The 15079-nt window shown below is 48.7% G+C and carries 9 protein-coding genes; 4 read left to right on the top strand and 5 right to left on the bottom strand.

Annotated elements, in window-relative coordinates; genetic code table 11:
- Positions 1-82: 82 nt before the first annotated feature.
- Together EYR25_RS15380 and EYR25_RS15375 are read left to right on the top strand one after the other, a co-directional pair.
- Positions 83-811 (top strand): DUF3334 family protein, encoded by a 729-nt coding sequence (locus tag EYR25_RS15380; RefSeq protein WP_023268046.1) that lies wholly within the window; start codon positions 83-85, stop codon positions 809-811.
- Between the two features lie 315 nt (positions 812-1126).
- Complete coding sequence (locus EYR25_RS15375) at positions 1127-2167, top strand: LacI family DNA-binding transcriptional regulator (protein WP_133181210.1); 1041 nt, start codon at positions 1127-1129, stop codon at positions 2165-2167.
- Between the two features lie 106 nt (positions 2168-2273).
- Here the strand turns inward: EYR25_RS15375 and EYR25_RS15370 are convergent, their stop codons facing one another.
- Positions 2274-2912 (bottom strand): 3'-5' exonuclease, encoded by a 639-nt coding sequence (locus tag EYR25_RS15370; protein WP_133181208.1) that lies wholly within the window; start codon positions 2910-2912, stop codon positions 2274-2276.
- A gap of 338 nt (positions 2913-3250) precedes the next feature.
- Here EYR25_RS15370 and EYR25_RS15365 point away from each other — a divergent pair, with 338 nt between their 5' ends.
- Both EYR25_RS15365 and EYR25_RS15360 read left to right on the top strand, forming a co-directional pair.
- Positions 3251-3796 carry a heme NO-binding domain-containing protein gene (locus tag EYR25_RS15365; protein WP_023268050.1) on the top strand — a complete coding sequence of 182 codons (546 nt, stop codon included), beginning with the start codon at positions 3251-3253 and terminating at the stop codon, positions 3794-3796.
- Positions 3789-4715 carry a sensor histidine kinase gene (locus EYR25_RS15360; RefSeq protein WP_133181205.1) on the top strand — a complete coding sequence of 309 codons (927 nt, stop codon included), beginning with the start codon at positions 3789-3791 and terminating at the stop codon, positions 4713-4715. The genes EYR25_RS15365 and EYR25_RS15360 overlap by 8 nt, the downstream gene beginning before the upstream one ends.
- A 241-nt stretch (positions 4716-4956) precedes the next feature.
- Here EYR25_RS15360 and EYR25_RS15355 read toward each other — a convergent pair whose 3' ends face one another.
- From EYR25_RS15355 to recC, 4 genes are all read right to left on the bottom strand, one after another.
- Positions 4957-5337 (bottom strand): hypothetical protein, encoded by a 381-nt coding sequence (locus EYR25_RS15355; RefSeq protein ID WP_133181203.1) that lies wholly within the window; start codon positions 5335-5337, stop codon positions 4957-4959.
- Positions 5338-5401: 64 nt separating this feature from the next.
- Positions 5402-7525, bottom strand: coding sequence for an exodeoxyribonuclease V subunit alpha (recD, locus tag EYR25_RS15350; protein ID WP_133181201.1), 2124 nt, complete (start codon positions 7523-7525; stop codon positions 5402-5404).
- Positions 7522-11313: an exodeoxyribonuclease V subunit beta gene (gene recB / locus EYR25_RS15345; protein WP_133181199.1), complete on the bottom strand. Its 3792-nt coding sequence runs from the start codon at positions 11311-11313 to the stop codon at positions 7522-7524. The genes recD and recB overlap by 4 nt, the downstream gene beginning before the upstream one ends.
- Positions 11313-15029, bottom strand: coding sequence for an exodeoxyribonuclease V subunit gamma (recC, locus tag EYR25_RS15340; RefSeq protein WP_133181197.1), 3717 nt, complete (start codon positions 15027-15029; stop codon positions 11313-11315). Before recC ends, recB begins: the two co-directional genes overlap by 1 nt.
- Positions 15030-15079 lie beyond the last annotated feature (50 nt).

The following is a 15079-nucleotide window of genomic DNA, read 5'->3' as shown; positions in this document are numbered from 1 at the left end:
TAGCTCTAATTAGTTGTTTTAACTTTGATTTTTTACACTTTTACGCGCAAGATTAATCAACTGTTATGTTTGAGAATCGATTATGACTACAAATACCATTGTGACTTCAGACGATATTTTGTTGAAGTTATGCCACTCGGTTGCCCATGTGCTTTCTAGCACCAGTGCAAGCCATGTTAGCCATGCGGGTATGGTGCAAAGTATTGCTCGAACCCGTTTAAAACCTGACTTGGGCTGTTTTTCTATTTTTGACGGCGGATTTTCAGGGCTGGTTGTCATTAACTTTTCTGCCCCTGCGGCGATCGAAATTTACCGTCGTTACATGCTTAATATGGGCATGCCTGAAGAAGAATTAGCTTTTTCCCATACTTCCGATGAAGTCGGTAATGTGATGGGGGAGTTGATGAACCAGATTTTAGGGGATTTTATCAATAAAATTTCCAAGGAATTACAAACCTCAATCAGCCAAAGTCAGCCAAAAATGTTAACGATAAACAAAGAGTTGACCATTTCAATCGATGCTAACTTAGATGATGCCGTGGCGAGGCGTGTCTCCTTCAAAACGGAAAATAATCATATTTTCTACCTCGAATTTGCAATGGATAAAACTGAATTTATTAAGCTCGATGAGTTTGAATATGATGAGGAATTTGATCCCGATAGCCTACTCGAGCAGCATGGTATGAGTGGTGCTCAAGCCTCTAATGTTGAGAGCATTACACCCTGGAGTCGTATGGCGGATAAACCCGCTATCAGCCAACAGCATTCCAATATGGATGCGGATGATTTGCTTGATGAATTAGGTATCTAACTCATCCCTTCGGTCGATACAAACACCTTATGGTTTGTATCGACTATTGCTGATGCTTGATGGCTTTAACCCCTTAGTCATTAGAATATTTGCTCGCTCTGCGTTTTCAAAGATTCGACTCATTTATGATGGGATAACTCGATTATTTGGGTTAACCCTCACTAAGCTGGCCTTATATTCAATGGACCTCAACCGTTCAATATCTTAAATTGGACTAAAACTGTTAACTTGTTAGACAGTTGTAAATCCTTCGGCTATACAAGTCGTTAGAACTGTTTTAGTATCCCCAAAAATAATTATTATGGTGACCTTGCTATGGCATCGAAAGCGACCTCTATTGATATTGCTTATCGTGCTGGTGTATCCCAGTCGACGGTTTCTCGAGCTCTGAGAAATAGTCCGTTAGTCAATTTGGAAACTCGACAACGTATCCAAGCCATTGCGAAAGAGCTCAACTACAAAGTTGATAAAAATGCCAGTAATCTGCGTACCCAAAACAGCCATACCTTAGCTTTATTATTGTGTGAAGATCCCACCAATGATGATTCATTGATTAACCCCTTTTTTCTGTCAATGTTAGGGTCGATAACACGAGCAACTGCGCAGCAGGGCTATGATTTACTGGTTTCGTTTCAGCAGCTTTCCAGTGACTGGCATGCCGATTATGAAGACAGTAATAAAGCCGATGGTATTATTTTGCTCGGTTATGGCGACTATATGGATTACGAGCAAAAGCTTGAAAAGTTGCTGGCACAGAATACTCATTTTGTGATTTGGGGGGCTGAGCATAATAATAAGTCGGTGTTATCGATTGGTTGCGACAATCATCAAGGTGGTTTGATTGCAACAGAGCATTTGATCTCCCTTGGACGCAGGGCATTTGCCTTTTTAGGTGATGCTTCGAGCCATAGTCCTGAATTTAGAGATAGGTATCTTGGGCATGTTAAAGCTTTACGATGTGCAGGATTACCCGTTGTACAAGAGAGACAAATTTCGGCCATTAGCACTGAGAGCGCAGGTTATCATGCAGCTTTAGCCTTGATAGACAAAGGGTTAAATTTTGATGCGATATTTGCTGCCAGTGATTTAATTGCTGTTGGCGCCATTCGCGCCCTCAAAGAGAAAGGCTATTTAGTACCGGAGCAAGTCGCGGTTGTCGGCTATGATGATATTCCTGTCGCTAGCTTTGCGAATCCTCCCTTAACCACCATCAAGCAAAATACCCAATTAGCGGGAGAAATTTTGGTGGAGAGTCTGCTCAAGCTAATCCGTGGTCAGGCAGTGAGTCCGCAATTAATCCCAACGACTTTAGTCGTGCGTAGCTCTTGTGGCATTGACCATACGCCAATCGCTTAAGTTGCCTCCAATTTGATTTAATCATTAAGCCGAGTGTAATCAAGCACTCGGCTTATTTATTGGACCGAGCTAAATTCGCCAGATGGGTAGCAGAGCCTGAAAGCGGTTAACCTCTAGCATACTGTCGCAAAAAATTAGGCACATCGGCTTTTGTCTTAGTCATGATTTTCTGCATCAAGCTAAAGGGCGGCTCTGCAATGGCGTAGCCTTGCTTAAGATCTGCCAACATACGTAACCATAAATGCCCAGTCATTTCAGCGTCCGCTAGGGCGCGATGAAAGGTTCCATTGGTCGGTAACTGCTTATGACGAACTAAGGTCGCCAATTGATGGTTAATCGCTTCGGGATAAAGGCGTCTTGATAACAGTAACGAGCAGCCAAACTGACCGGGATACTGGTGACCAATGTGGCTAAATTCAGCTTCCAGAAAACGTTGATCGAATGCTGCATTATGGGCAACAAGATGGTGTTTACCAATAAATTCGGCAAAGCGAGCCATCACCTCGGCACAGGGTGACGCATGGGCAAGCATTTGATTGCTAATGCCTGTGTAATCTTCAATAAAGCTGCTTATTCGAAAACCAGGATTCATTAACTCCGAAAAGCGAGCGGTAATTTGTCCTTGCTCAATCAATACCGCGCCAATCTCAATGGCACGGGCGCCTTGGCTGGGGGATAGTCCTGAGGTTTCAAAATCCAATACAACAAGGGTATTAGCTGGTGAGTGGGCGAGGGTTTTGGTCATAGAATCAACTGCTTTTGCTTAGGGCGTGTTAAGTGCGTCAGATTGTTTATCGCTTAGCCTGTTTTTAAGCTTTTAGTCCAGTCTGTTGTATCGCTCATAAAGACCTGCTGATTGTAATGGAATATCTTCTTTAGCGCATTAAAGAAAGGATGAACAAAAACAATGCTCCAGTAATACATGAGCTTGATTGTAAATTTTGGTTTCTTTTTCGGGGTTATACAAAAATTCTGCCAAACATAAAGATTACTGCTAATACTTTATAGGTAATGTATAGGACAAATGTGACACAGTCTTAGACGAATATTGTTGCTTAAGCGTGTTCATTCGATGAGGTCCGTATGAAAGGCATTATTTTTAATGTGCTAGAAGATATGGTCGTAACCCAGTGCGGTATGTCAGTGTGGAATGAGCTATTAGCTAAACATGCTCCTAAGGATCGCGTGTATGTTTCAGCGAAAAGCTATGCAGAATCCGAGTTATTGAGCATTGTTCAAGATGTTGCGCAGCGACTTAATATGCCTCTGCAAGAAGTCGTTAAAGCGTTTGGACAGTTTCTGTTTAATGGGCTTGCTTCACGCCATACCGATGTGGTTAACAAGTTTAGTGATTTTACCTCCTTGGTCATGGGGATCCATGATGTGATCCATTTAGAGGTCAATAAGCTGTACCACGAACCCTCGTTACCTCATATCACCGGGCGGTTAGTGGGGAACAATCAAATTGCTTTGCGCTATTCATCACCCCGTAGACTCTGTTTCTGCGCTGAAGGGCTGTTGTTTGGTGCCGCACAGCATTTTAAGCAAAAAATCCAGATTAGCCATGACACTTGCATGCATACAGGTGCCGATCATTGTTTGTTAATCATCGAGCTACAAAATGACTGACAGTGAAAATCCCTATTATGTCGCTTATCAGCGGGAAAAAATGGCTCGGTTTGAAGTGGAGTTGTTACTTGAAGACAGTACCCGCCAACTCTATGAGAAAAATGTGTTGTTACAGCAACAGATCGATCTCATTAGGCAACAGCAACAATCGTTAATCCAACAGGAGAAATTAGCTTCTCTTGGAACTGTCGCCGCAGGTGTTGCCCATGAAGTGAATAATCCGCTGGCGTATATTCTTTCTAATGTGAGGAGTTTAACCTGTTATGCCGAAGATTTATTGGTGATGATTGATGCTGCGGATAATCAGCCCATTGACCAGGTGAAGTTGCAATTTATTAAGGAGGATCTCTCAGAACTGTCCAGTGATACTTGCCAAGGGCTCATGCGTATTAAAGATATCGTTAACCATTTGCTGTTTTTTGCACGAACGGATTCGGCAGGTAAGTCCGCGGTTCAGTTAGCTGATGCCCTTGAATTTACGCTAAAAATACTTAGGCCAATGTTTGGCAATATTGTCATAAAAAGAGAGATTTCTCCTGTACCCATGATTTTGTTTAACGCAGGTGAACTTAATCAAGTACTGATGAATATCATCGTTAACGCATGTCAGGCCTGCGATGCTGTCAGTGAACGTTCTTCTGAAATAGGTGTTTGTCTCACTCAAGCCGATGCAAGTATTTGCTTAACTGTCACTGACAATGGTTGCGGCATGGACGAGTATACGCTCGGTCGTATGTTTGATGCTTTTTACACCACAAAGCCTGTCGGAACAGGGACAGGGGTTGGAATGTCGATTGTACTTCAAATTCTTCACCAGCACGGTTGCACAATCGACGTAAAATCAGAATTGAATAAGGGGACTGAGGTGATGATTTTCTTCCCTGTTGATCCCCTGGCTATCAATTTGATATCTAGTTAACCTGACCTCGGGGTAACGAGTGTCGAAAAATCTAAATTTAACACCCTAAATCAATGCCACAACTGATTATTTTGAAAGAAGAATCTTTTATCTGACTGAATGTGCAGATTTTTGCGCATATCAAGGACGCCATAGCGAGCTATGGTTAGGCAGAGCAACGCAGAGAGGCCCGAGCAGAGAGGCACGAAAAGATGTCGATTCAGCGGTTCTAATTATCCCGAGCTCAGGTTAGTTAGATAATTTAAATTGGATAATCCAAATCGAGGTTGATATTGAGCCCTAATTGATAGGCGTGGTTTTGCATCAACTTGGTCATTAATGCGGTATCCGTTAGCTGCGATAAGGTGATGGGGCGAGCTTCCCATCGCGGCGCGTGACCAGCATAGTTGCAATGGGCAAGGTATAAGCGGTGCTGACTCTGATACAGGGTAAAAAAACGCATATCACAGTTTGCTGCAACGGTTAAATAAGGTTCAAAATCAAGCTCGTATACTTGCATTGCCTCAAATTCAGACCAACGAATATAACGTGAGCATTCGTAGCATTGTGCGGGTAATCGTGCCTCAGCTTTAATGCCATCAAATAAATTGATGACATCTTGCAGCTGGTGCAGTTTGATCATAGCTTGTTCCGTCAATCTTAAGATCCTTTTACTTGTTGATTCTTAATGTTACTCAATAAGTTAACTATTCATTAGTCATGGATTTATTGCGCCAGAGCCTATCGGCTAAACCAGAGGCCCGCTGGGTAGCTTGCTGGCTTGCACGCTCGAAGACTTGTTGTGTGCCTAAACAGCTAAAGTGTTGTTTTGCACGGGTAATCGCAGTGTAGACAAGCTCCTTGGTGAGCAATTGCCACTGTACTAGGCTCGGATTGGGCGGAAGTACGAGGGCTACTCGATTAAATTCACTGCCCTGACTTTTATGTACCGTCATGGCGTAGCAGGTTTCATGGCTAGGCAGTCTTGCGGGGAGCACTTTAAGCAGTTTGCCATCGGCTTTAATAAAGTGAGCCATCAGGCGCTCTGGTCTGTCTTCATCCTGCAAAATCAAGCCAATATCACCGTTAAACAAGCCCAAGTTATAGTCGTTACTTTGGATAATAATCGGTCTGCCAAGGTAAAACTCTTGCTGCGGATGGATCAGCTTGGCCTGAGACAGCGCCTTAGTCACGGCTTGATTGATACCTTCGACACCATAATCGCCACTGCGCATGGCGCACAGGATGCGATATTGGTTAAAGCGGGCAATGGCTTCGATGGCGCTTGGCACACTGCTTGGATCTGAAACTTGCAGCGGACGTAAATACTCGGCGTATTGCTCACAGGCCTGTGTTAGCAGGGCATGAAGGCCGCTGTTGTTTGCAGGCTCGCTGATTTTGGCTTGGGTTTGGCTCAGATCCATACTGTGTTCTAGCCAAGTAAGCTCGGCCAGTCCCCGTTGCCATACGGCCAAAATCCCCGCCAGATCGGAGCGATTTACCGCGCTGGCTAACAGGCCAATGCCGGCATCGCCCTTAAATCTGTGGCTGTGGGTCAACATACACAAACTGTCGCCAATCTTTGGCTCGCGATGAATATAGGCGCGCAGATCAAAGCCGGTGAGCTTGCTCAATTGTTCGGCCTGGGCTTGGCTATAACGCATTCGCCATTGAGATTGTTGCTCCGACTCGTACTTTAACCCTGCGCAAATATCAGCTAGCACGGCGCCTGCTTCAACCGAGGCGAGTTGGTCCTGATCCCCCAGCAGTATCAAACCCGCCTTTTCGGGGAGGGCCGTGAGCAGCTTATACATCATAGGCAAATCGACCATTGAGGCTTCATCGATAATCAAGAGATCTAGCCGCAGGGGATTGCCCTGATGGTGACGAAACTGCGCCGAATTGGGAATTACACCCAGCAGACGATGTAAGGTTGATGCCTCTTCCGGCACTTGCTTGAGCGCGGCTAACAGCGCTTGGGTTTCGTGACTGTGTACTTGCTCGTTTGTCGCTTGAGCCTGTTTTAGCTCTTGCTCGAGTCTTGCTTTCGAGGCCTTTATCGATTCACTTAAACGGGCGGCGGCCTTACCCGTCGGGGCGACGAGTCTTATCTGTTTTGGTGAGTCTAATTGCTGTAACAACAGTAACTTAGTTACTGTGGTGGTTTTGCCCGTACCCGGGCCGCCGGTGATCACCGCCAGCTTTTTGCCGAGCGCCGTTGCCGTCGCGACTTTTTGCCAGTCGATATTTTGCTCAAGGGCTGAGTTTGCATGGGAAGATGCAGCGTTTGGAAATAAGTAATCGAGCTGCCTGCGTAGCGGCGCATCTGAATCTTTGTCATTGCTGTTGACGGGCTGACTCGAAGATAGCCTTGTTAGGGCGCTGGCAACCTCGGTCTCGAAATGATGATAACGCTCAAGATAGAGTCGGCCGCCATCAAAAATCAGTGGCTTATTGCTATGAGGTTCACCAACGGCCTCAAAATTTTGTAGCCTTGCAATCAGCTCTGGCAGGCTCAAACGGATTTGGCAGTGATTAACCGGCTCCGCCATCGGATTCGTTGGCACTATATGTTCGAGCACTAGGCAGGTATGTTGGGCCGAGAGCTGTTGACTTAACAGGGCGCACAGCAGCATAAACAGCGGCTCTTGGGCATCATTAGGATGAAGCCTGGCCATCTCGAGAGCAAAATGGCGGTCGAGCGGGGTGATCAGCCGCTCCTTTTCCCAGTATTTGAGTAGCTCTGCGAGCGGCGCCTTGAGTCTGAGAGCGCCAGCGTCAACCCATTGGGGTGATACTTTTGGGGGCGTCAGTTCGGTGCTGTGGTTCATGCCATTGCTCCCGTATCCTGTTGATTCACTGTGCTTGTTTCTAGGCTGCACTGAAACAGCGCATCTAAGGCCAAAATCAGCGCCTTGGGCGGTTTATCGTAATAAATACCAAAGCCTGGATATTGCACCGACATTCCCCGTAAAAACAAATAATAACAGCCGCCGATATGGGTATCGTAATCATAATTAGGCAAGCGCATCGCTAAATAGCGGTGCAGCGCAAGTGAGTAGAGAATATATTGCAAATCATACCTATGGTCGCTAATCGCCTGTTTCAGCGCGCTATGATGATAGGCTTGAATATTATCCCCCAGATGGTTCGACTTATAGTCGGCAATGTAAAACTTGCCTTGATATTCAAAGGTTAAGTCGATAAAGCCCTTGAGCATGCCCTGTAATTCGTCAAACTGTAGCTCGGTATCGTAGCCAAATTGCCCAAGGAGTTGATTAAGCTCTGTATCCTTTAAGCGATTCAGGGGCAGGTAAAACTCCATCTCAACTAAGGTGTGCTGCGGCGCGAGTGCGGCTAAACACAGCTCGGGATTAATAAGCTGATTATCCTGCGCCATTAATGCCAGCGGAGCTTGCAATACCTCAAGATACCAATCCTCTAATACGGGCTGCCATTCGGGGGCAATGCCGTATTGCAACATGGCCTTAGGCAGCTCTCGGGGTAAGTCGATTTGAGCTTGGGTAAAATCAATTAACTCAAGCACTAAGTGCATAAAGCTACCCGCGTTGGCGCCGCGCTCAAAACTAAAGCGACTGAGCAGAGGTTGTGCTTGCTGTGGATCTGCTTCTTGCCACAAAGAATCTGGCCATAATGGATTAATTGCGCTATTTGCGGTATCGGTCCCCAATACGGCATTCACTTCATCATCGGCACCGGGGGTGGCTTTAGCGTGGGGCGCATTTTTAACTAAGCCGGAATAACTGCCAACGCGCCATGGAGTACGATACTGACGGCTGACCTTACGGGCACTCAAGGTATGAGAATCACTTCCCCCCGTATGCAGCTTGTTAGCCGCAATGTCGTCGGCCACTACCTCAATGCTGATCGAAGGTTGACTCGCCTCGAGACCCGTGACCAGCGCTTTGGCGGCATGTTGCAGACGGGAAAAATCACAATCTGTGTCAGTGATCCCAAGCAGATAACCTATGGCGGTTTCATGCAGCTGGCTCTTAAGCCCAGCCTTTAACATGCGACTATGGTTAGCGATATACAAATAACACAGGTACACGGGGCGGGTGAGCGCTACATAGAGCAGACGCAGATCCTCGGCTAAGGTTTCCTGCTTTGCCTGTTCCCAACCTTCGTCCGTGCCTTCTAAATCCCACACCAGTTCCTGCGCGCCATCGGCATTGGTTCTGTGGTAGAGCATGGGCGTCGGGCGGCGGCGATTGTCCCGCGCGAGGCTGACAAAGGGCACAAAGCACACTGGGTATTCCAGCCCCTTACTCTTATGGATAGTGACGATTTGCACTAAGTTTTGCTCGCTTTCAAGGCGTAGCTGCTGCTCATCAGTTCCTGTGTTATCAATCAGTTGTTGCTCATACCAGTTGAGCAGGGCACTGATCCCATCGATTTCAGTCGCCTTTTGCTGCAACAGCTCGGCTAAGTGGCGAAAATCCGTGAGCCGACGTTCGCCATTGCTCGCCTCAAGATGAGCGGCAGCATCTTGCTCCGCTTGGTCAATGCTTGTCGAAGCGGGAGAATGCAGCAGCCGCGCAACCATCTGGGTGGCATTGGCGAGGCTGAGCAGCGCCGGCATAATGCCGCGTTTTTGCCAGATCTGGTGCAGCTCAAAAAACTGCTCTAGCAGTTTTTGGCGCTGCTCTTCATCTTGGTTAAAGGCATGGATTTGCTCGGCGCGATAACCAAGCAGGGCGGTCGCAAGGGCGCTACGCAGGGCTCGCTCGTCCTTGGGGCTGGCCAAGGCGCGCAGAACGAGTGCCATTTCCCGCGCTTCGACGGTTTCAAATACGCTGTCGCGACTTAAAAAGACGGCGCCAATCTGGCGCTTGCTCAGCGCGGTTTTCATCACGGCCGCTTCGTTTCTATCGCGCACTAAGATGGCGATATCTTTAGCAATTAATGGCCCTTTGGGCGTGCGGCATTGACCATTAGCGGCCTGCGTCAGTAAATGGGTGATTTCGGCGGCAGTGTCTTCGGCCAAGGTTTGCCGCGCACTGGCCTTATTAAGCCCTGTTTCGCCTTCACTCAAGAGTTTTAACCGCAGCGCGGCACTATTGGGCGCTTGCTCAACGAGTTGTTTTGCCGCCGCACTGGCAGGCGTTTTGACTGGATCGAAGGGAATCGATTGGCTAATAAAAGGGTCCGAATGCTGGGCGAATAAATGATTTACCCCCATAACCAGATTGCGACTCGAGCGATAGTTAGTATCGAGGAAATAGTGCGCCTGGGTTTGTCTGCGCGCCTCGATATAAGTGTAAATATCGGCGCCGCGGAAGGCATAAATCGCTTGTTTAGGGTCACCAATCATCAGCAGGCTCAATTTGCTATCCGTTCGGTCCTTAGGTTCAGCCGCCGAATTTTGAGTATCAAGCCCCAAACGGGTTTGATAAATCCCTGAGAAAATAGCAAATTGCAGAGGATCCGTATCTTGGAACTCATCGATTAAGGCCACGGGGAAGCGACTCGCCACCGCCTTTGGCAAAGTGTCGGGATTGGCCTGCATCGCCGCTGCCAAGGTGGTGAGCAGATCATCTGGTGTCAGCACATTTTTTTGCTGTTTTTGCTTGGCAAAACGCTCGCTGATCCCTTGTTTGGCGCTATAGAGAAATGCGGGTTTTATCGCGTTAATCAGCGCGGCTAACTGCTCCATATGGTCAAGCAGTGGCGCCTCGCTCGCACTTGGGAGCACGCCGCCCTTATTCAGCTTAAGCTCGGATAACGATAGGGATTCGAGCACTTTGATCGGCGGTAAGCCGTGACCAAAGGCTAAGAAGTTATCCAGCTGGTCGAACATTTCCGCCAGTTTAGGGTAATTGTCGCTCGCCTTACCAAAACGTTGGCCGTTAAGTGGCAGGCTATGCAAAAGCTCTAACAGCGCGTCGCGCCCACGCGGCCAGGCGAGTTTAAAGCGCTGCACACTCTGGCTTAAGGACTCTGCCAAACGAGCAAAGGGCAGCACAGGTTTAAGCGGTTTGGCCTCACTGGCACCGAGCAAGGCTCTCAGCTGCTTGACTAATCCGTCGGGATCGCCAAATTCGCTGGCAATGATCTGGGCTAAATACTCTGGCAGCGGATAGCAGGCCTCACGCCAAAAGTCCCGCACCGCATGGTGCAAAAACTCGCTGTCGTCTAAGGTGAAATCCGACTCGAACAACAATGATGATTCGAAGGCGAGATCGGCCAAAATTCGCTGGCAAAAACCGTGAATGGTAAAAATTGCCGCTTCGTCGAGGGATTTGAGCGCCAAGTCGAAGCGTCTCAGGGCGATAGCGCGCTCGGCTTCAGGGGTCTTATCGTACAGCGCCTGCACAAAAGGATCGTTAATCTCAAGCCCTAAGAAGCACTTAAAGGCCACTTGAATGCGGCGGCGAATCCTGTCCCTCAGCTCCTCGGTGGCGGCATTGGTAAAGGTCACGACCAGAATTTGTTCACAATTGAGCGGTTTGCTTAAGCCATCCCCAAGCAGTAATCGCAGATACAGACCTGAAATGGTGTACGTTTTACCCGTGCCCGCACTGGCCTCGATTAAGCGACTGCCACCAAATGGCAGGGTGAGCGGATCTAACGGCAAAGCGGGTGATATCTTAGTCATCAGAGTGCTCCCTCTGAACTGGCGGTTGGGGCTTCATTCAGAGCAAATTCCTCGAGTTGGGCGAGGGTATCTTTATGGTAGAGGCTAAGCATTGGCCGATAGATGTCATCGGCGAGTTTGCCAAAATGCGCCTCGGTAAAGTCGTCGGGAAAATGAAACAGCCGCTGATAATGGGGATCTGTGCCTTCGCCAAGTTCACCTTGTTCGTCCAGCCATTCGCTCTGCGCCGCTTCGAGCCGGGCTTTGTGTGGGTCTGTGTTTGTGTGCGAGTCTTGCGCTTCATGCGCTTCATGCGCCTCAGCGCTGGCATAGGCGAGGGAGGTTCTTGGCATAAAACACAGGGGGTGAATTTGGCCCTGATAAAAATACTGTAGTAAGTTGGCGAGCTGCGCATGGGCAAGCTCTGGCGTAATGGGCGCGAGGGCATGAAAATGCCCCATATCCAGCATATAGCTAGGTTGTAGGTAGCTAGGTTGAGCCACTCCCGCGGCCATCAAACATAAATGACGCAAATACAGGGCTAAAATATCCCGCCCATGGGCACTGCCTGGGCGGCAAGTCACCAATCCCTTAGGGCTGATATCATCGATACGGCCTTCGAGGATCACCCGCTTGATTTTTACCTGAGTCCCTGCGTTCTGAGTGTGGGGTAACTCAAAGCTGAGCCGAATATCGGCATGGCGGGGAGCGACATCACCGCGCATAAACAGGGTTCTGCCGATCAGCGGTGCGATATCATGGCTGTATTGGCGCAGCAGCAGATCATCAAAGGGCTGCATCGGCAAATTACCGCTGGCCTTAAGGCGTTGTAACAGTTCCGTGCTGGGCTCGTTTTGCCCCTGCTCGAGCGCATCGCCAAGGAGCTGAGCCTGTAATAAATAACGCTCTAACGCATTAAGGCTAAAGGGCTCATCATTATCATCCGCTTGAATATTCAGGTTTAAATCGACTTTCAGGGTTCGATTAAAGAAATACTGCGCGGGATTGCGAAAGAAGCGAATAAAGGCCGAGATATCGACATGCTCTGCTTCGCCAAGGGCCTCAATATCCTGAACACTGTCACCAATTGCCTCATCTTCGAGCACTATCTGGGTATCTGGCTCAATAAATCGACCATACTGCAACTGGCTATTGCTATCGGGCGGACACCACTGCTGACTATAACTCTGTTTTATCCCATGGGAGGCGGGCGTTTGCGCCAGTGCTGCTTGATACAGTTTAGGATCAAAAGGTTGCAGCGGCTGATGGCTCACTATAGCATCCAGTAGTGCTTGCTGAGCATCTTCGTTACTGACATTAGCTGCTTCTGCTGCAAGGGATTCAGGCAGGTAACACAACTGACAATATTCTATTAGCTCGGAAACCAGCATAGATGGAATACGCTCCGAGTTATCCCGCTCGCTACGGCCAATATAGCTGATATACAGCTGCTCCCGAGCCGAGAGTAACGCCTCTAAAAACAGGTATCTATCATCTAATCTGCGGGAGCGATCGCCTTTGCGCGCACCAAAATGGGCCATCAGATCAAAGCCCACAGGATGTTGCACCCTAGGATAGACACCATCATTCATACCCAGTAGGCAAACGACCTTGAAGGGAATCGAGCGCATCGGCATTAAGGTACAAAAATTCACGCTGCCCGCGAGGTATCGTTGGCCGACACGTGACTCGGTTAAGCGTTGATTAAACCAGAGCGCCAGCACTTCGATGCTTAAATCTAAGTCGTTGGCCTGTGCTCCCATTTCGGCAGGGCTTGCGGCAAGCAACTCTTGCTCTAAGGTGGCAATCGCATCGCGAATTTCCTGCAACTGCTCACGCTCGTCCTCATCGGGGGCATAAAAGGCATTTAACAGTTCGGTGAGTTCGAGTAATCGCAATGAGGGCGCTTGCGCCTTGGCTAATACTTGGGTGGTTTCATCGAGGACTTCAATAAAGTTCAACAGCTTGCCAAGGGCCTGTGCCGATTGGCCCTCCACCCCTGCAACCGTTAAATAGTGCATTCCCTGTGGGGATGATTGATATAGCGGCGCATCGTCCCGTAAGGCATAGCCTAAGATTAAGCGTTTTATGCCAAAGGCCCAGGAGTTTTGCTCGAAGGCGGGCACGCCCTGTTTAAGACGGCTCTGTTCATCGCGGCCCCAACGCACGCCGGCTTCATCTAACCAACGGCGAATGAGTGGTAGCTCGTCTTCTTCGAGCTGAAAACGTCGCAAAATGGCAGGCACTTCGAGAATGCTTAAAATATCGGTCAGTCCGAAGCGGCTTTGATTAATATTAAGTAAATTCAAAAAGCTATTAATGAGTGGCGATTCCTGCGCCGCGCCGCGGTCGGCAATGGCGTAGGGGATATATTCCAGCCCCTGTTTGGCCGCAAACACCGCATCGATATAGGGCGCGTAGGCGGCGACATCCGGCATCATCACCACTATGTCTTTGGGCGTGAGTTGGTTGTCGTTATCCAGTAGGTCGAGTAAATGATCGTGCAGGGTTTCGACTTCCCTAAGCGGGCTGTGGCAACTCTTGATTTGAATCGAATCATCGTCGGCTGTTAATACCCGGCGATTTGCGACCTCTTGATATAGCTCAGCATCTGGCCCGAGTACGCGATCGAGTGTCTGCATTTCTAAGATATCGTATTGCACCCCGGCCAACATACTGGCGCGAGCGTGGGGATCGTTAGGATCGCCGCAGGGCTCGCAGTACACATCGTCCCCGAAGTCACAGTGTTCTGGGGGCAGTTCGAGCAGCATATCGAGTAATTCACGGCCCATCTTGCCATTGTTGGCGAGTAGGGGATTGCCGACTTCGAGTTTATCTTCCCATTGCTCGGCTAATTGGCGTTTCCCGGCATATTGCAATGCCATACGCGCCCGATGGCGTGGGTCGATAATGTCGCCCCAATAATGCTGACAGGGGCTAAGGCTTAAAATAATCACATCGATGCGGCTCGCGAGCTGGTGGAGTACATCGATAGTTTGGGGCGCCATAGATGAGATCCCAAACACAAATAAACGCTGCGGCAATTTTGCGAGTGAATTGGCGCTATCGCCCAATGCGGTTATTAAATCCTGATGCAGATTGGCCCTGTGGTAGTGGCTTTGGTGCAGCTCATCACGGTTGTAGGCAATCAGCGCGCGCCAGAGGATAGGTTGCCAGCTCTGCTCCTCGTTCAATTTGAGCGATTCGAGCGGTTCATTGGCTTCCCACGCGGCAATCCAGTCGGGGCGATAAACCAAATATTGGTCGAAGATATCGGCGATGCGACCACAAAGTTGGTAAAGCTTAATATCATCGGCGCTTACGGCGTCAAGCTGATGGTTGCTTTGGGGGCCTGCAGTGCTCGATTCCACCTTGTCTAAGCTATGGCCCAAATAGTGGCGCAGTGGCCCAAAGGAAGGTTCATCCAGTAGCCGCGGCAGTAGCTGCATTAGCTTCCAGGTCATTGCCGCCTTAGTGAAGGCGTTTTCCTTGGGGACATTGGGGAGTAAATCGTGGCAGAGTTGCCAAATAAAGCTGGAAGGTAACGGGAACTCCAGCGCGGCGGCAATACCATTTTGTTTTGCAATTTCAAGGCGTAACCAAGTCGACATCCCAGGGCTTTGTACCAAAATATGCTCATTTTGCAATAATGCCGCGCCGGGTAGCGGCTGGCGCAAATACGCGGCAAGATGGGCACAGAGCACTTCCATTTGATTGGATTGGATTAACTTCAGCATATTCGACTCACGATTGGGGATTGCTGTTATGCATAGCCAATTGCTTTTAT

Source organism: Shewanella decolorationis (genome assembly GCF_004354305.1).
In the GTDB taxonomy this organism is placed as follows: domain Bacteria; phylum Pseudomonadota; class Gammaproteobacteria; order Enterobacterales; family Shewanellaceae; genus Shewanella; species Shewanella decolorationis.
Note: the sequence above shows the minus strand (reverse complement) of the source record. Positions and strands in the feature narration are given on the sequence as shown.